This window comes from Marinobacter sp. C1S70, assembly GCF_000475355.1.
Classification (GTDB): domain Bacteria; phylum Pseudomonadota; class Gammaproteobacteria; order Pseudomonadales; family Oleiphilaceae; genus Marinobacter; species Marinobacter nauticus.
In genome coordinates this window covers 125,333-142,864 of sequence record NZ_AXBW01000084.1, presented here as the reverse complement: position 1 = coordinate 142,864, position 17,532 = coordinate 125,333, and the positions used below count along the sequence as shown (strand labels likewise).

The 17,532-nt window shown below is 59.8% G+C and carries 13 protein-coding genes; 8 read left to right on the top strand and 5 right to left on the bottom strand.

The annotated features are described in order from the left end of the window. Nucleotides 1–46 precede the first annotated feature (46 nt). From Q669_RS18300 to Q669_RS18265, 8 genes are all read left to right on the top strand, one after another. The gene (locus Q669_RS18300) at nt 47–757 is read left to right on the top strand and encodes a thermostable hemolysin (protein ID WP_200861814.1); all 711 of its coding nucleotides are present in this window, start codon (nt 47–49) and stop codon (nt 755–757) included. Continuing rightward, nucleotides 741–2,933 carry an AMP-binding protein gene (locus tag Q669_RS18295; protein WP_022993395.1) on the top strand — a complete coding sequence of 731 codons (2,193 nt, stop codon included), beginning with the start codon at nt 741–743 and terminating at the stop codon, nt 2,931–2,933. The genes Q669_RS18300 and Q669_RS18295 overlap by 17 nt, the downstream gene beginning before the upstream one ends. After that, entirely contained in the window at nt 2,920–3,702 is a 783-nt protein-coding gene (locus Q669_RS18290) for an SDR family oxidoreductase (protein WP_022993394.1), read from the top strand. The genes Q669_RS18295 and Q669_RS18290 overlap by 14 nt, the downstream gene beginning before the upstream one ends. After that, nucleotides 3,699–4,319, top strand: a complete 621-nt coding sequence (locus Q669_RS18285) for a tetratricopeptide repeat protein (RefSeq protein WP_022993393.1) — start codon at nt 3,699–3,701, stop codon at nt 4,317–4,319. Before Q669_RS18290 ends, Q669_RS18285 begins: the two co-directional genes overlap by 4 nt. 77 nt (nt 4,320–4,396) lie before the next feature. Then, on the top strand, nt 4,397–5,911 hold the full coding sequence (locus Q669_RS18280) for a diguanylate cyclase (protein WP_022993392.1): 1,515 nt from the start codon (nt 4,397–4,399) through the stop codon (nt 5,909–5,911). 82 nt (nt 5,912–5,993) lie between these two features. After that, a complete protein-coding gene (locus Q669_RS18275) occupies nt 5,994–6,860 on the top strand; it encodes an MBL fold metallo-hydrolase (RefSeq protein WP_036150001.1) in 867 nt (288 codons plus the stop codon). A 7-nt stretch (nt 6,861–6,867) separates the two neighbouring features. Then, the gene (locus tag Q669_RS18270; RefSeq protein ID WP_022993390.1) at nt 6,868–8,592 is read left to right on the top strand and encodes a SulP family inorganic anion transporter; all 1,725 of its coding nucleotides are present in this window, start codon (nt 6,868–6,870) and stop codon (nt 8,590–8,592) included. An 88-nt stretch (nt 8,593–8,680) separates the two neighbouring features. Then, complete coding sequence (locus tag Q669_RS18265) at nt 8,681–9,340, top strand: energy-coupling factor ABC transporter permease (RefSeq protein WP_022993389.1); 660 nt, start codon at nt 8,681–8,683, stop codon at nt 9,338–9,340. Nucleotides 9,341–9,348: 8 nt separating this feature from the next. Here Q669_RS18265 and Q669_RS18260 read toward each other — a convergent pair whose 3' ends face one another. The 5 genes from Q669_RS18260 to gdhA form a co-directional block, all read right to left on the bottom strand. Further along, the gene (locus tag Q669_RS18260; protein WP_022993388.1) at nt 9,349–11,478 is read right to left on the bottom strand and encodes a putative bifunctional diguanylate cyclase/phosphodiesterase; all 2,130 of its coding nucleotides are present in this window, start codon (nt 11,476–11,478) and stop codon (nt 9,349–9,351) included. 247 nt (nt 11,479–11,725) lie between these two features. Beyond that, on the bottom strand, nt 11,726–12,259 hold the full coding sequence (locus tag Q669_RS18255; protein WP_022993387.1) for a response regulator transcription factor: 534 nt from the start codon (nt 12,257–12,259) through the stop codon (nt 11,726–11,728). A 2-nt stretch (nt 12,260–12,261) separates the two neighbouring features. Then, nucleotides 12,262–13,533: a sensor histidine kinase gene (locus tag Q669_RS18250; RefSeq protein WP_022993386.1), complete on the bottom strand. Its 1,272-nt coding sequence runs from the start codon at nt 13,531–13,533 to the stop codon at nt 12,262–12,264. A 49-nt stretch (nt 13,534–13,582) separates the two neighbouring features. Continuing rightward, nucleotides 13,583–16,171, bottom strand: coding sequence for a PEP/pyruvate-binding domain-containing protein (locus Q669_RS18245; protein ID WP_022993385.1), 2,589 nt, complete (start codon nt 16,169–16,171; stop codon nt 13,583–13,585). Nucleotides 16,172–16,178: 7 nt separating this feature from the next. Further along, nucleotides 16,179–17,528, bottom strand: a complete 1,350-nt coding sequence (gene gdhA / locus Q669_RS18240) for an NADP-specific glutamate dehydrogenase (RefSeq protein WP_011783856.1) — start codon at nt 17,526–17,528, stop codon at nt 16,179–16,181. Between the last annotated feature and the right edge of the window lie 4 nt (nt 17,529–17,532).

Here is a 17,532-nt window from a genome sequence, read left to right as displayed (position 1 = left end):
CCTGCGTCCGTCTGGGCCAGGAAAAGCAAGCAGAGAGAAGGCAGCCATGACTGATCCGTTAACAATGTCGACCTGTTGTCCTCCGGATTCCGGGGAGTTGGTTCCGGCCGTCCGTTGTGCTGGCCGGTGGTTTTGCGAAATCCAGTCCAACACGCCATTGGCCCACACGGTGTCGGATTTCATTCGGCGCCGCTTCCTCCACGCGTACGGGGCCGAGCCTTCCCTGCGTATTCCACGGCTTCTGGCCCTGACAACCGCTCAGGGAACGCTGCTGGCCGCCGTTGGCGTGCGCAATGCGGAACAGGAACGGCTTTTTCTGGAGGATTACCTGTCGGTGCCGGTGCAAACCCTGATGCCGGAGCCGGGAACCAGACGCAGCGGTATTGCCGAAATTGCCCACCTGGCCGGGGTGGAAGCCGGGGTCAGCCGCTATCTGTTCGCCTCGCTCTCAGTGTGGTTGGATGCTGCCGGCTATGACTGGGTGGTGTGTACCGGTACCGACCAGTTGCGCAACAGTTTCCATCGGCTCGGCATCGCCACGCAGGTGCTGGCGGATGCCGACCCTTCAAAATTGCCGGATGGCGGCGCTGGTTGGGGTCGCTATTACGACCATCATCCGGTGGTGATGACCATCAAGGTCGTTGATGGTATGGCGGCCTTGCGCGCCGCCGGCTTGCTGAAGCTGGTGCAGCCGGTTGTTGCGGCCGAGGATAAACTGCAGGCGGACCTGGGAGGTGCCTATGGCCGCCTTGCCTGATCTCCTGTCTCAGCGGGTCCGGCAACATCCGGAGCGCATTGCACTGCAGGGGCCAGACGCCAGTTTCAGTTATCAGCAGCTATGGCGGGCGGCGCAGTTGGTGGCCGAGCAGTTGCGGAGCCTGGGCGTGAAACGCATCGGCCTGTGTGGCGACAACACCCCGGCCTGGGTGGTTGCGGACCTGGCTTGTCTGATGGCGGACGTGGTGTGTGTACCGGTGCCGGTGTTTTTTTCCAGAAGCCAGACCGAGCACCTGATTCAGCGGGCCGGGCTGGATGCCCTGGTATTCAGTGGCGAAGCAGAACAGGCGGAGATGATCGGTCATGGCGTCTGGTTGAGAGATTTGCCGGTGTCCCCTGCTGCCTCCTGGATGCCGGAACACACCGCCAAGATTACCTTCACCTCCGGCAGTACTGGTACCCCCAAGGGCGTGTGCCTGTCGGCGCAGCAGCTGGCGGCGACCGCCGTTGCGCTGCAGCAGCGGCTGGAAGGTGTGGAGCTGGAGCAACACCTGTGCATTCTGCCGCTGGCAACCCTGCTGGAGAACATTGCCGGGGTTTACCTGCCCCTGCTGATGGGCGCCGCGGTGACGGTTGCCCCGTTGCAGACCCTGGGCATGACCGGCAGCAGTGGCCTCGATCTCGGCCAGCTGGTGGCCGGCCTGAACCGGCATCAACCCCATTCCGTGATTCTGGTGCCTGAGCTGGCGATGGCGCTGGTCAATGCCGGCGAGCAGGGATTGCTGACAACGGATTCGTTTCGCTTCCTGGCGGTCGGCGGCGGCCGGGTATCGCCGGACCTGTTGGCCCGGGGACGGTCGATCGGGTTGCCTCTGTACGAGGGCTACGGTTTGTCTGAATGTGGCTCGGTGGTGGCGCTGAACGTGCCCGGAGCCGAGCGAGAAGGCTCGGTGGGCCGGCCCCTGGGGCATGTGCAGGTAAAGGTGGATAACGAACACCGGATTCTGGTTCGGGGCAATACCCATCTGGGGTATCTCGGTGATGAGCCGCAAGCCGATGACTGGCTGGATACCGGAGATCTGGGCGACCAGGACGCCGAGGGCTTTCTGGCCGTCAACGGCCGGGCCAAGAATCTGTTGATCACCAGCTTTGGCCGGAACATCAGCCCGGAATGGCTGGAAAGTGAACTGGTCCAGGCATTGGGGGCCACTCAGGCCGTGGTATTTGGCGATGGTGAGCCACAACCCGGTGCTTTGGTGGTGATCACGGATAACCGAAGCCCTGACGATATACGTGCGGCCCTGACGTTGCTGAATGCCGGTTTGCCGGATTATGCCCGCTTGCAGGCCGTGTACCTGCGCCGGCAACGGCTGACCCAGGCCGAGGGCCACATCACGGCCAACGGTCGCCCGGTGCGGCACCAGATTCAGGCGGACCTGCCCAGGCTCATGGCCGAATCCTTTCCCTTATTCATGAATCTCTCAGTGCCTGCGGGCACTTCTATCCGACAGACAACGCCAGGAGACTCAAACATGGCATTTTTTGACCGACTGCAATCCGAAACTGAACAGGCCCGGGCCCATGTCACCGGAGCCCCGGTGATTCAGGCTATCCGCGAGGGTCGCTTTGACCTTGAAGGCTACACCTGGTTTCTGACCCAGGCCTACCACCACGTGAAACACACCGTGCCACTGATGATGGCCTGTGGTGGCCGGCTGCCCGAACGGCTGGAATTCGTGCGCAAGGCACTGGTGGAATACATCGAGGAAGAATACGGCCACCACGAGTGGATTCTCAACGACCTTGAAGCCTGCGGCGAAGACAAGGAAGCCATTCGTCATGGCCAGCCCGATACCTCCATCGAGTTGATGGTGGCCTACCTGTATGACCGCATCCAGCGGGGTAACCCGGCGGCTTTTTTTGGCATGGTTCAGGTGCTGGAGGGCACCTCCATTGAGCTGGCCACGCCCCTGGGTGAAGCCATCCAGAAACAGCTGGGCCTGCCCAATCAGGCGTTCAGTTATCTGTACTCTCACGGCGCCCTGGATCAGGACCACTTTGAGTTCTTCCGCAACCTGATGAACGACATCACCGATCCGGAGGACCAGCAGGCCATCATCGAGGCCGCGCGCATGGTGTATCGCCTGTACGGCGATATGCTTCACAGTATTCCGCTGCGGGCCCATGGCAAGGAGCAACGTCATGAGGCTGCATGACCGTACCTTCCTGCTGCTGGGTGGTACCGGTGGCATTGGCCAGGCCCTGATCGGGCCGCTGGTGGAATGCGGTGCCCGGGTGATCGTTGCGACCCGACATCCGGAGCGGCTGGAAAAGCGCGCCGGCGTTTCTCCGGTACACCTGGAGCTGGCCAGCCCGGAGCTGGATCGACAGCTTCAACAGTTGAGTGAGGTGTATCCCGATATTGATGGTGTAATTCATTGCGCCGGCCAGAACCGGTTTGCGGCGCTGGATGCCATGGCCGTCAGCGACCTGGATGCACAGCTTATGGTCAATCTGCGTTCCGCTATGCTGGTGGCCCGGCATTTTGTGCCTCGTTTCCGTAAAGCCGGCGTGGGCGCCCTGGTGTTGGTGGGGTCCACCTTCGGCAGCATCGGGTTTCCCGGCTACACCGCCTATTGCGCCAGCAAGTTCGGCCTGCGCGGCTTCAGCGAAGCCCTGCGTCGGGAGCTGGCGGACACCCCGGTGCAGGTGGTGTACGTAGCGCCCAGAGCCACGGCCACGGCTATGAACCCGGCGCCGGTGAACGAGCTGAACCGTGCCCTGGGCAATGCCATGGACGCACCGGAAGCTGTCGCAGCCCAGATTCTTCAGGCGATGGAAAAAGATGAACGCCGACGTTTTCTCGGCTGGCCGGAAAAACTGTTTGTGGTGATCAACGGCATCCTGCCGAAGCTTGTGGATAAAGCCATGTTAAAACAACTGCCGGTGATCCGGCGCTTTCTGGATTCAGGAGTGGTGTCATGAAGTGGATCGTAATGGTGTTGGCGGGGGTCATGGCCATGCCCCTGTGGGCTCAGGACATGCGGGCTGAACTGGCACAAATCCAGCAACGCTGGGCGCAGATCCAGTATCAGTTGCCCGAAGATGATAAGGAAAAGGCATTTGAGGCACTGGCCAAAGAGGCCGAGACCTTTGTCGCTGATTATCCGGGCCGTGCCGAACCGCTGATCTGGCAGGGTATTGTGCTCAGTACCTACGCCGGCGCCAAAGGCGGCCTGGGTGCGCTGGGACTGGTGAAAGAGGCCCGGGCCTCCCTGGAAGCGGCCCTGAAGATCGCTCCGGAGGCGCTGGATGGCTCAGCCTATACCTCACTGGGTAGCCTGTATTATCAGGTGCCGGGCTGGCCGTTGGGGTTCGGGGATGATGAGGTGGCCCGGAAGTACCTGCAGAAATCGCTGGCAATCAACCCGGAAGGTATTGATGCCAATTACTTCTTTGGAGATTTTCTGGCGGAGCAGGACGAGCCTCAACGGGCACGGGTCTATCTTGAAAAAGTGTTGGCAGCCCCGTCGAGACCTGGTCGGGAAGTGGCGGATGCCGGCCGTCGGGCGGAAGCAAAGGCCCGCCTGGACAGCCTTTGAAGCGCATTCGCCGCGACTGTCGGGCTGGACTACACTAAAAAAACCAGTGTAGACAATAGCAGGGAGACCGGCCATTTATGGCAAGCCAGCCCGACGATGAGCAGCCAGAGGGCCTGTCGGCCCGGTTTTTTCAGAAGCTGGCATCCGGCGTGCCGGGCGTGCTGTTTACCTATTGGCTCAGTGCCGATCACCAGTCCCACCGCTATCCCTACGTTAGTGACCAGGTAAAAGAACTGTTCGGCGTCGAGCCGCAAAAGCTCCGGGAAAATGCCGATTCGGTTTTCCGGGTCATTCATCCTGACGATGCGGCCGGCGTTGGTGAGAGCATCCTGCACTCGGTGCGAACGCTGCAACCCTGGTGTTACCGCGCCCGGCTGAGGATGAAGAATGGCGAGTACCAATGGTACGAGGCCCATTCCGTGCCGGAGCGGCAACCGGACGGCAGCACCCTCTGGTACGGCCAGTTCCACAACATTCAGCACTACAAGGAGCTAGAGCAGCATCTTCGGGATAGTGAAGCGGAATTCTCGTTCCAGGCGGGTTTCCAGAAGCTGATTGCCCGGCTTTCCAGTGAGTTCATTCATCTCGGATTTGGCTCCATCGATGACTGCATTGATGAGTTGCTCAGATCCATCGGCGCCTTTTTCAGCGTTGATCGCGCTTACGTCTATGCCTTTTCGCCGGACCTTGCCACCATGACCAATACCCACGAATGGTGTGCTCCGGGTGTGCCATCGTTGATGGCGGATCAGCAGGCGGTGCCGATTGACGATTTCCGCTGGTGGCAGCAACAGATTCGCCTGATGGAGAGCCAGAGCCAGGTGGTGTTCATTGAGGACACTGCGGATTTGCCGCCTGATGCCGAAAATGAGCGGGCATTGCTGGAGCAGCAGGGAGTCAGTTCCATGTTCTGCGTCCCTGTCCGGATCCGCGGTCAGGTGATGGGCTTCTTTGGTGTGGATTCGTTATCCCGGCGGAGTTGGCGGCGGGATATGGCGGATCTGTTGATTATTGTCTCTGGTCTGTTGTCCGGTGCGTTGGAGCGCAACCGGCTGGAAGAGGACCTGCTTAACCAGTCGATTCGTGATCCCCTGACTGGACTGCATAACCGTCGTTACCTGATGCCCCGGCTGGACGAGATCCTTGCTGCCAGCAATCGCCATGGCGACCGTTTCTGCCTGGCCATGTTCGATATTGATCACTTCAAACGGATAAACGACAACCTGGGCCACCTGGCAGGTGATCAGGTATTGATGCGATTTACCGACGTCCTGCTTGCCCATACCAGAACCACCGATGTGGTGTCCCGCTTCGGGGGTGAGGAATTTCTGGTGGTTTTTACCGGGGTGACCGAGAGGGATGTGCAAACCCTGGTGATGCGAATCATGGAAGCAGTAAGGGAGGAGGAATGGTTGGTCGACGGCAAGGCATTAACCGTTACGGTCAGTGCCGGGGCGGTGTGCGTGTCGGAGCTGACAGACGAGCCGGCCACCCCGGAGGCACTGATTGCCAGGGCAGATGATAGGCTGTACCAGGCCAAGGATGGGGGCCGGGATTGCCTGGTTGATGCATCGGGATTATCGCGCATATAAGAAAACAGCATTTCACCTTATATATCGTTTCAGTATATCCTTAGATCAGATTAAAGAACTGGCGACTTCAGAGGTGAATACCATGACCCAGCCCATCGTTCAGCATTTTTTTGACGAACCCACTAACACCTTCAGTTATGTCGTGCGCGATCCCGACAGCCAGGTCTGTGCGATTCTGGATTCGGTTCTGGATTTCGATTATGCCGCTGGCCGCACCGATGTGCGCTCGGCCGACGAGATCATTCAGTACATTCAGGCGAACGATCTGATCGTGGAATGGATTCTGGAAACTCACGTACATGCGGATCACCTGTCAGCAGCTCCCTACCTGCATGAAAAGCTTGGAGGCAAAACCGGTATCGGGGCAAAAATCATTCAGGTACAGGAAATTTTCGGCAAGGCCTTTAACGCCGGTACCGAGTTTGCCCGCGATGGCAGTCAGTTTGACCGGCTCTTTGAGGAAGGCGACACCTTTGCGATCGGCAGCCTCGAAGGCCGTGTGCTACATACGCCCGGCCATACACCGGCCTGCCTCACCTATGTGATTGGCGACGCCGCCTTTGTGGGCGATACCCTGTTTATGCCGGATTACGGCACGGCCCGCTGTGATTTTCCGGGCGGAGATGCCCGGGTTCTCTATCAGTCCATCCAGAAAGTTCTGGCGTTGCCGCCGGAGACTCGCATCTTCCTGTGCCATGATTACAAGGCTCCTGACCGTGATGAATACCAGCACATGACCACCGTGGCCGAGCAGCGCCGGGCCAATGTGCACGTGCACGATGGTGTGTCGGAAGAGGAGTTCGTGAAGATGCGCACCGAGCGGGACGCAACGCTGGATATGCCGAGACTTATCCTGCCGTCGGTGCAGGTGAATATGCGGGCGGGTCATATGCCGCCGGCGGAAGACAACGGCCAGGTGTACCTGAAGGTACCGGTCAACCTGTTCTGAGCCGCGCATGAATCTGAAACGCTATCTGCCCATTCTGCAATGGGCGCCATCCTACGGTCGTGACCAGGCCACCAGTGATCTGGTGGCTGCGGTTATTGTCACCGTTATGCTCATTCCGCAGTCCCTGGCCTACGCTCTGCTGGCAGGCCTCCCGGCGCAGGTCGGGTTGTACGCCAGCATCCTGCCACTGGTGGTCTATGCGATATTCGGAACCAGTCGCACCCTCTCTGTTGGCCCGGTGGCGGTGGCCTCGCTGATGACGGCGGCTGCTCTGGCGCCACTGGCCGAGGCGGGCACTGCTGAGTATCTGGCCGGAGCTATTTTGCTGGCGGTGATGTCTGGCCTGATGCTCACCCTGATGGGGGTGCTGCGGCTGGGATTCCTGGCCAATTTCCTGAGCCATCCGGTGATATCCGGGTTTATTACCGCCTCGGGAATTGTCATTGCCGCCAGCCAGCTCAAGCACCTGTTCGGTATCCAGGCCAATGGCCACAACCTGTTGGAGATTGGTCACTCGTTACTGGTTTCCCTGGGCAATACCAACTTACCCACGCTGTTGATCGGGGTCGGTGCCCTGCTGTTTCTGCTGTGGTCTCGCCGGTACCTTAAACCGGTACTGCATCGATTTGGCCTGGCGCCCCGGGCGGCCGACATCCTGACCAAGACCGCGCCCATTCTGGCGGTGCTGATCACGACTCTGGTTGCCTGGGTATTGCGGCTTGATGAGCAGGGCGTGCGACTGGTCGGTGAGGTACCGTCAGGATTGCCTGCCTTCACCATGCCCAGTCTGGATCTTGGCCTGTGGTCCCAACTGGCGGTCAGCGCCTTGCTGATCAGTGTGGTGGGTTTCGTGGAATCGGTTTCGGTGGGTCAGACCCTGGCGGCCAAACGGCGCCAGCGCATTGACCCGGACCAGGAGCTGATTGGTCTGGGTACCGCCAACCTGGGGTCCGGCCTGTCGGGCGGTATGCCGGTTACCGGTGGCTTTTCCCGTTCGGTGGTGAACTTTGATGCCGGCGCAGAAACACCGGCGGCTGGCGCTTACACGGCGGTGGGCATCGCCCTGGCCACTCTGTTCCTCACTCCGGCCATAGCCTGGTTGCCCCAGGCGACGCTGGCGGCGACCATTATTGTGGCGGTGATCACCCTGATTGATCTGCCGGCACTGGGCCGCACTTTCCGATATTCCCGTACCGATTTCGGGGCCATGCTGGCGACCATCCTGCTTACCCTTGGTCACAGTGTCGAAGCCGGTATCATTGCCGGGGTGGCGTTATCGATTGGCCTGTTCCTGTACCGAACCAGTCGCCCCCACAGCGCCGTGGTGGGCCGGGTGCCGGGCACCGAGCATTTCCGCAACGTGCTGCGTCATGAGGTGGAACTCTGTCCCAAAGTTACCTTCCTGCGGGTGGATGAAAGCCTGTATTTCGCCAATGCCCGTTTCCTTGAAGAAACCGTGATGGATCTGGTTACCCGGGAGCCGGAGCTGACCGATCTGGTGCTGGTGTGCCCGGCGGTGAACCTGATTGATGCCTCAGCCCTGGAAAGCCTGGAGGCGATTAACGAACGGCTGCGCGACGCCGGGGTGCGTCTGCATTTCTCGGAAATCAAGGGCCCGGTCATGGACCGGCTCAAAGGCACGGAGTTGCTGGAACACCTGGGCGGACGCATCTTCCTGAGCACTTATGAAGCCTGGCAGGCGCTCACGAACCGGGCGGCGTTGGCGGCTTGACCTGAACGGTGTGATCCCATTGACGGTGTATGGGGTATGTGTAGACACTGCCCCGTATTTCCAATCGCACCCGCACCGGTAAATCGCCATGGGAATGACCGACAACCTGCTCTCCACCAGTCAATGGCTGATCACCGCCGTGTTGTTTGCGGTGATTCTGTTGAACGCGGTGCGTTCTGTCGACTGGTCCGCCTTGCGCAAGGATAACGCTTTTCAGCATTCGTTTTTCGGTGCTGCGGTGATTCTGGGTTTTGTCTGGCAGTTGCGGGCAGGTATTTCACCAGGATTGGCGATTCACATCTTTGGCATCACGGTGATTACCCTGATGCTGGGTTGGGCTCTGGCCGTGCTGGCGGGCCTGCTGGCTCTGGTGATCACCGTCATCACCGGGCGCGAGCCATTACTGATGTTTGCCGCCAACGGTCTGATTACGGTGATGGTCCCGGCACTGGTCAGCCATGGCATCATGTTGTGGGAACGGCGGCGCAATTTCCGTAACTTCTTCGCTTATATCTTCTTCTGTGGTTTTTTCGGGGCCGGTCTGTCGGTAGCCGCGGCCGGTATGGTGATGTGCCTGATGCTGTGGAGCAGCGGTACCTACAGTTTTGATGAACTGGTGCATGAGTATCTGAGGTATCTGCCGCTGTTCATGATTCCGGAGGGCTTCATCAACGGCACCTTTGTCACTGGCCTGATGGTTTTCCATCCGGACCGGCTCAGTACGCTGGACCAGAGCCGGTACCGTTAAGGCCCTTTTCAGATACCGTCACCCTGCTCGGAAACGGTCTGCAGTTCACGAATGTCCCTGCTGGAGTGGATTCTCCGACGCCAGTTGTCCAGCCAGCCCAGTACTTCGGCTGACGGCATGGGCCGGGCGATGCCATAGCCCTGAACCAGGTTGCAGCCCATGTCCCGCAGTGCGATGGCGTGCTCCAGCGTTTCCACCCCTTCGGCCAGTACGGGGTGGTCAAAACGCTGTGCGAGGAAAATGACGCTTTCGACGATGGCACGGTCATTGGCGTCGGTAAGCATGTTGCGGACGAAACTCTTGTCAATCTTGATGACATCCACGGGCAGGGTGCGCAGGTAGGTCAACGAGGAAAAGCCGGTGCCAAAGTCGTCCAGCGCCACCTGCAGCCCCAGAGACTGGCAGCGCGCCAGCACATTGCTGGCGCGTTTGGTGTCTTCCAGCGCCGTGGATTCCAGCACTTCCAGGGTGATTTGCCCGGGGCTCACTTCCGGATGACTTTGCAGATAGCCTTCCAGGTAGTCCGCAAACTTCCGGTCCATCAGGTGGGGCGCGCTGATATTGATGCTGACAGCCAGGGCTTCGCCGGCTTCCCGCCATCGGTTCATCTGGTGAATCGCCTCTTTCAGCACCCATTGGCCCAGGGGGATCTCCAGGTGACTGTTGGCCACCGCCGGGAGAAAGGCGCCGGGGGCAATCAGTCCCTTTTCCGGGTGGTTCCAGCGGATCAGAGCCTCGAAGGCAATCACCTGGCAGTCCGCCATGCGCAGCTGGGGTTGGAAGTAGAGTTCGAATTCCTCGTTTTCCAGGGCCCGGGAAATCTCCATCAGCTGGTTCCGGCGTTCCTTGCGGAAAGCATACTGGCCGGGATCGAAAATATGGAACTGGTTGCGGCCTTTCTCTTTGGCAGCGTACATGGCCTGGTCGGCGTGCCGGACCAGCCCTTCGGCGTCGGTATCATCTTCCGGGTACAGGGTGACGCCCAGGCTGGCGGTCAGGTTTACCTCTTTGCCCGCCAGTTCGAATGGCTCGCTGACCGACGTCAGAATACGTTGATACAGGGGTTCGGAATGATCACCCTGAATCAGCAGAACAAATTCATCGCCGCCGATCCGGGCGACGGTATCTCCGCTGCGGAGACTTCTGGTGAGCCGTTCCGCCACCATGCGGAGGGCCTCGTCGCCGAAATCGTGGCCGAGTTCATCGTTGATGCCCTTGAATCCGTCCAGGTCAAGAAAGCAGATGGCGAGTGAGCGTTTCTGCCGGTCCGCGTGCGCCTTGGCGGATCGCAACCGCTCTTCCAGAAGCTGTCGGTTGGGCAGGCCGGTGAGGTCGTCGTAATTCGCGGCCCGGTCGAGCTCTTTGGCGTGATTCTTCAGGGCAGTGATATCGGAGAACGCCGCCACATAATAATGTTTGCCGGGTTCTTCCAGGTGCACCCGGCTGATCGATAGCAGTTCCACATATTCCTCACCGTTTTTGCGGCGATTCCACACCTCTCCGCGCCAGTGATCGGTTTTTTCGATGGACTGCCACATGGAACGGTAGTATTCCCGGGAATGGCGGCCAGAGCTCAGAATGGAAGGGTTGAGGCCGAGTACTTCCTGACGGCTGTAGCCGGTAATCCGGGAAAACGCTGGGTTTACATCGATAATGTGGTTGAGGTGATCGGTGATGAAAATCGCCTCGTGGCTGCGATCAAAGACGCTGGCAGCGATGCGCAGGCCGCGTTCGCTGTTTTTCCGGTCGGAGATGTTGGTCTGGATTACCACAAAGCCGGGTTCAATGCCGTCCTCTCCATCGACGGGTGTGCAGTAGGTGTGTACCCAGTAAGGTTCGCCGTTGGCGGTGTAGTGCAGGATGTCTTCTTCAAACGCCTCGCCCCGGAACAGGTGGCGGTATATTCGGCTGACGGTATCAGGATCCGTGTCCGGCCCGGCCAGAACCTGGCTGGGAAGCTTTCCACGTACTGCACTCAGCGAGTAGCCAGTATGCTCCTCGAACGCCTGGTTGACCCATTCGATGCAGCCGCCGGCATCCAGTATCAGTGCCATGTTACGGCTGGCGGTGGCGACCAGGGCCAGTCGTTTCGGATCGATATCCGAAGCAGGCTGGGGAGAGTCCGGGGTGTTGGGCATAGATCAGGTGTTCCGGTTAACGGTGGCTTTCGGCTTCCTCCTCTCCATGTGAGAACTGTTCGCGGGAATGGCAATGATGGCTACCCGCAACCTCCGCATTTTCCGTGTACTTGTTATCCGTATATTGCAATGAGAGGTGCGAGGGATGCTACCTCATCCGGGGCTGGAAGGCATTCGACCTTGGTTTCAGAGAATTGATCATCGTCAATTCGTAACGACTTTTTACGGTTCGATGACAATCGAGGCACTATTGCCGCCAGCGGGAATGTTTTTGCAGTTTGCGCTGAAGTGTACGCCGGTGCATGTTCAGGGCCCGGGCGGTTGCTGATATGTTGCCTTCATGCTCATTCAACACCCGCTGGATATGCTCCCACTCCATTTCCTCCACCGACGGCGGTTCCTGGCGCAGTTCGGGGGCGCCTTCAATGGGCTCAAAACCGTGAATCAGCTGGCTTACGGTGACCGGTTTGCACAGGTAGTTCATGGCGCCACGGCGCATGGCTTCTACCGCTGTCGCGATACTGCCGTAACCGGTCAGCACCAGGACCTCCAGATTGTCATCAACCTGCAGCAGTTCTGGCAGTAATTGCAGGCCGCTCTCACCCGCCAGATTCAGGTCCAGCACGCAGCGGTTAAAGTGCTTCTCGCCAAGGGCCCGGAGCGCATCCGCCCGGTTACTGGCCGTCGCGCTCTCCACGCCCTGTCGTGCAAGAGAGCGACTTAGTACCTGCAGAAAGCTCTCATCGTCATCAATCAGCAACCAGCATTCGCCGTCTGTCATGTTCAGATAACTCCCGTAGAAGGTGCGTCAGACATCGGAAGGTCGATCACCATGGTGGTGCCCTGATCGCTCACCCGGGCACGAAGGTGGCCGCCCAGTCGCTGTATGGTGGCGTTGGACAGAAACAGCCCCACACCCAGGCCGTTGCGGGAATCCACCACGTCTTCGCCCGGCGCACCGGCAAAGGCACTTTCCAGACCATCGCCGTGGTCTTCGACGATGATCTCGACCCGTGCATTGTCGGCCCTCTGGCAACTGACGGCGACCCATTGCGGGCTGGCGGTGAGGGCGTTGGCGAGCAGGTTCAGTACCGCCTGATCGAGGGTGGCATCTACCGCAACCATGGCCTCGGGACAATCGTCTGCCCAGCGTATCGGCCCGGCGGGCCAGAGCAAGGTTGCAGACTCCCGAAGCCGTTTGAGCCAGGCGGACACCGGCAGGTTTTCCAGTTTTGCGTTGCGGGCTTCGACGGCCGCCTGGGTCAGCTGCTGGAGATGGCCACTGCACAGTGCCAGCTGCTGTTGCATCATGCTCAGATCATCCTCCAGATGCTTGTCGCCCTGATTAGAAGTGGCAGAGCGAATTTCATCCAGCAGTAACGTCATGGTGTTCAGGGGCGTTCCGAGACGATGGGCGACGGCCGCGGCGGACAGGCCCAGAGAAATAATCTGTTCGTCGCGAAGCCGGTTTTCCCGGAACTGTCCAAGCTGGGATTGCTGTGCTCTGAGCTGGCGGGCCAGAGTGCCCACTACCAGGAGCAGGATGGTGGCAGTCAGGGCAAAGGTCACCCACATACCCACCAGATGTAGCTGGGCCAGGTCGCCGCCGTGATGCTGATGTTCAATGGCGGGCGTATGCCAGAGCACCAGGGCGGTATACACCAGAACGCCGGATACTGTCAGGACGATACTGTGGCGCCCAGGCACCAGGATAATGGCGACCGCAATCGGCAGCAGCAGGAGCGAGACCAGAGGGTTGGTGTAGCCTCCGGTAAGGTAAAGCCAGAACCCGATCAGTACCAGATCGGCTGCCAGGGTAAGGCTGACAAAAACCGCCGAGGCGGGCGGGCGTCGGCTGAACCATAACCATCCGAGCGTGGCCAGTACACCGTATAGCAGGCACAGCAGCAGCGCCTCGGCCCGATGAGCAAGGGTGATGGTGGTTTCGGCAACCGCGACCGCCACCAGCAAGGTGACAATAATGGCCAGGCGCATGCCCAGAAGGTAGCGGGCGGCCTGCCGAAAACCGGTCTGTGAGTGTGTCAGCCATTCCATGAGGGCATTCTAGCAGCGTGTTGTCGGTGCCGGGGCGAAAAACCTCTGGCTATTGCTTCGGGTCAACCGGCCGGTAGCACACCAGTTCCTGCCGAACCACATCACCGGTCAGTTGCAGGGGTGTCTGGTCGGTGACATATACCCGGACGGCGCGCTCAATGTCACTGGCGTTGTCAGGCTGGGAGATTTCGCCGGGCATAAGGTCAGGTCGGTAGCGGCACTGGTCTGATTCAGGAAACAGCGCCACATAGGCAATACCGGTTTCCACCAGATCCTGGAAGAAATGGGAACCGTAGGACAGATCCGGCACCATGTCGCCGGCATTCTCCGATACCTCCACCAAGGCACTGACGCCGGCAATATCGGCAAACCTGACCGGAACGCCCAGCTCCGGGCTGCTGGTGCCCCAACGTCCGGGACCGATCAGCAGGGTGCTGGCGCTGGATTCCCGAACCACCTCGCCGACACGTCGGGCCACATCGTAACGCTGATTGATATTCAGGTTGGCGTAGATCGCCGCATCTATACGGATAATCCGCGTAATCGCCAGATTGATGTTGCCGCCCATGAAGTGGCCCTGGGTGCGGAAAATCTCTCGCTCCGCGGGCAGATGTTCCGGCAGTGTGACCGGACCGGTTTCACCAATCGTGGCCAGTGGCCGGCACTGAACCAGATTGAAGGAGGGTTCGCCCTGTTCATCAATATGCAGGGTGAACTCGACATCCACGGGATGCTGATAGCCGGCCTCCAGGGTAGATAACAGAGATGACAGCCGCTGAATGAATGAGCTGAACTGAACCAGCGGCCGGAAGGTCAGTCGCCAGACCGGCCCTGGCAGCCCAATCTGTTCCGCCCGGGTACTGGCGGCCCGGTCGATTTCGCCCATCTGGGCCATGGGCAGATCTTGAACGGTGTCCAGTAACTGGCTCAGGGGTCGGGTTTCCAGATGGCCCTCCTGCAGGTCGAGCAGGTCCACCAGATGTTGGGAGAATCGATAGTGTTCGTCCGGGTTGCGGAAAGGTTGCCGGCCGGGATGATCCAGCGCCATCACGCAGGCGTGGTCGCCTTCAATCCGGTCTACGGCCCGGGTGCCCAGCCCCATAACCAGGCGGACCATGCCCGCTTTCGGGTTCATGGTGCTGTCCCAGGCAAAGGTGTTTCTGGACACGCCAACGCCCGCGGCATCGGGCAGGTAATAGCGGCCATGGAAACGGCCATTTACCCGCTGGATCAGCAGGGCCATGGGTTCCTCGCGCTGATCCAGGCCTCTTTGTTTACGGTACACCAGAGCGTCGTCACTCATGGACGAGGCGTAGACCTGGCGGATGGCATTTTCCAGCTCCGCCAGTCGCTGTTCCGGTGCCCCCTGGTTGATCAGGAAGACACTGTCGTATTTGCCGGCAAAGGCGTTGCCGAAACCATCCTCCTGCAGGCTGGATGAGCGCACCAGGATGGGATACTGGCCGTAATGGTCAAGCAGGCGTTCCAGCTCCGAACGGACTTCCGCCGGGAATTGCCCGGTCAGGATGGCCTTGCGAAGAGAGGGTGCTTCACTGAGATAACCTTCTGGTGAGCGTTGTCGCATGATTGCCGGCCACAGGCCGTTGTGGACCAGAAATGCGTAGTAGGCGTCGGTGCCCAGGTAGCTGGAATCGTGGGGTTCCAGATTCGGCTGCCAGAGTTCAGGCGCATCTTTCAGCAGAATGTTCCGGGCAATCAGCATGCCTGTGGCCTTGCCGCCAATATAACCGCTGCCAACCAGACGGCTGCGAATGGTGAGCAGATCCTCCAGAGTCAGGTAGCGCCGGGCCAGTTCCAGAATCTTGGGGTCGCGGCTGATCATCACCTGCAGAACCTGCTCCTGCAGATCAGGCATGCAGGTCTGGTCCTGTTCAAAAACGGCCCGGCTGACTTCCTGGAACAGTCTGTCCCAGTAATCCAGCAGTGGCTGGCGATGCAGGTGCCCGGATTCCAGCGAGGCCTGCAAGCGGGTGGCATCGCTGCTGTCGGTAATCGGCCAGAACTGGCCAGCCTGTTCCCGATGGGGCAGGAACATGGTCGGTGATTGCCGGCGCCAGGCCTTGATGGGATGAATCTGCACATCGTCGCCGTGGCGGTGTACATCAATCAGCACCTGGGTGGTCTGGCGAATCCGGTCCAGGGTCATCCGGGAGTGTCGGTCCGGGTGCAGGGTGAACCAGGCGACGGTATCCAGTTCGAACAGGAAGGGACACACTACCCGGAAAAAATTGCCCACCATGGCGTCGGTGGCCCAGGCATTGAGTAGCTCACTCAGGCTGTCGCAAACGTAGAAGGCGCCGCGGCCATGTTGTTCGATCAGGTGCCAGACCCGGCTGGTAAAACTCTCGAAACCGCCGAGGGCATCAATAGTGATGGTGCGCACCGCAGGGTGCTGGTCAATGATCGGCGGATGCTCGCCGAAGCGGAGATAGATGATCTGCCGGCCGGCGTCGGCGGCAGCATCCAGAAAGGGAAGAACGAATCGGCGGTAATCGTCCAGATCGGAGACCCGCCAGACAACATTGTCGCCGATTCGCAGGCCATCCAGCACCTCATCCAGACCGGGCAGTCCGGTGGACACCCGGTCTGTGGTCTGCTGAGGCTGCTGGTGCGTCATGGCGTGATCAGATCACGCCCATGGCGGTCATAGCCTTGGCTACGCGAAGGAACCCGGTGATGTTCGCGCCCAGCACATAGTTACCCTGAGCGCCAAACTCTGCGGCGGTCTCGTAACAGTTCTTGTGGATATCGATCATGATTTCCTCAAGGCGCTTCTGGGTGTAATCGAAAGTCCAGGAATCGCGGCTGGCGTTCTGCTGCATTTCCAGGGCGGAAGTTGCAACACCACCGGCGTTAGCGGCCTTGCCCGGGCCGTAAGCAATCTTGGCGTCCTGGAAGATGATGATGCCTTCCGGCGTGGTCGGCATGTTGGCGCCTTCGGCAACTGCGATACAGCCGTTTTCCACCAGGGTCTTGGCATCGCTGCCGTTGAGTTCGTTCTGGGTGGCGCAAGGCAGGGCCACATCACACGGAACGCTCCAGATGTTGCCGTCTTCCACGTACCTGGCGTCTTTGTGGTATTCAGTGTAGGCGCTGATGCGGCGGCGCTCCACTTCCTTGATGCGCTTGACCGTCTGCAGGTCAATGCCCTTCTCATGCACGATCATGCCCTGGGAGTCGGAGCAGGCAATTACCTTGGCGCCCAGTTCGTGGCATTTTTCGATGGCATAGATGGCTACGTTGCCGGAGCCTGACACCACCACGGTCTTGCCTTCCAGGGAGTCACCACGAGCCTTGAGCATTTCGTGGGTGAAGAACACGGTGCCGTAACCGGTGGCCTCGGTACGGGCGCGACTGCCGCCCCAGTCCAGGCCTTTGCCGGTGAATACGCCGGATTCGTAGCGGTTGGTGATGCGCTTGTATTGGCCGAACAGGTAGCCGATCTCGCGGCCACCGACGCCGATGTCACCGGCGGGAACGTCGGTGTACTCGCCCAGATGGCGGTACAGTTCGGTCATCAGGCTCTGGCAGAAACGCATGATTTCGTCGTCCGACTTGCCTTTCGGGTCGAAGTCGCTGCCGCCTTTACCACCGCCGATGGGCAGTCCGGTCAGGGCATTCTTGAAGATCTGTTCGAAGCCCAGAAACTTGATGATGCCGAGGTAAACAGATGGGTGGAAACGCATGCCACCTTTATAGGGGCCAAGAGCACTGTTGAACTCGACACGGAAGGCTCGGTTGATGTGGATCTCACCGCTGTCGTCCTGCCAGGGCACACGGAAGATGATCTGGCGCTCGGGTTCGCAGATGCGCTGGATGATCTTCTTGTCCGCGAACTCCGGGTACTTCACCAGCACGGGCCCCAGGGTTTCCAGTACTTCGTGAACCGCCTGGTGGAATTCTTTCTCACCCGGGTTGCGATGAAGTACGTCCCGAAAGATCGGTTCCAGCTTTTCGTCGAGTTTTGCAGTCATGGTG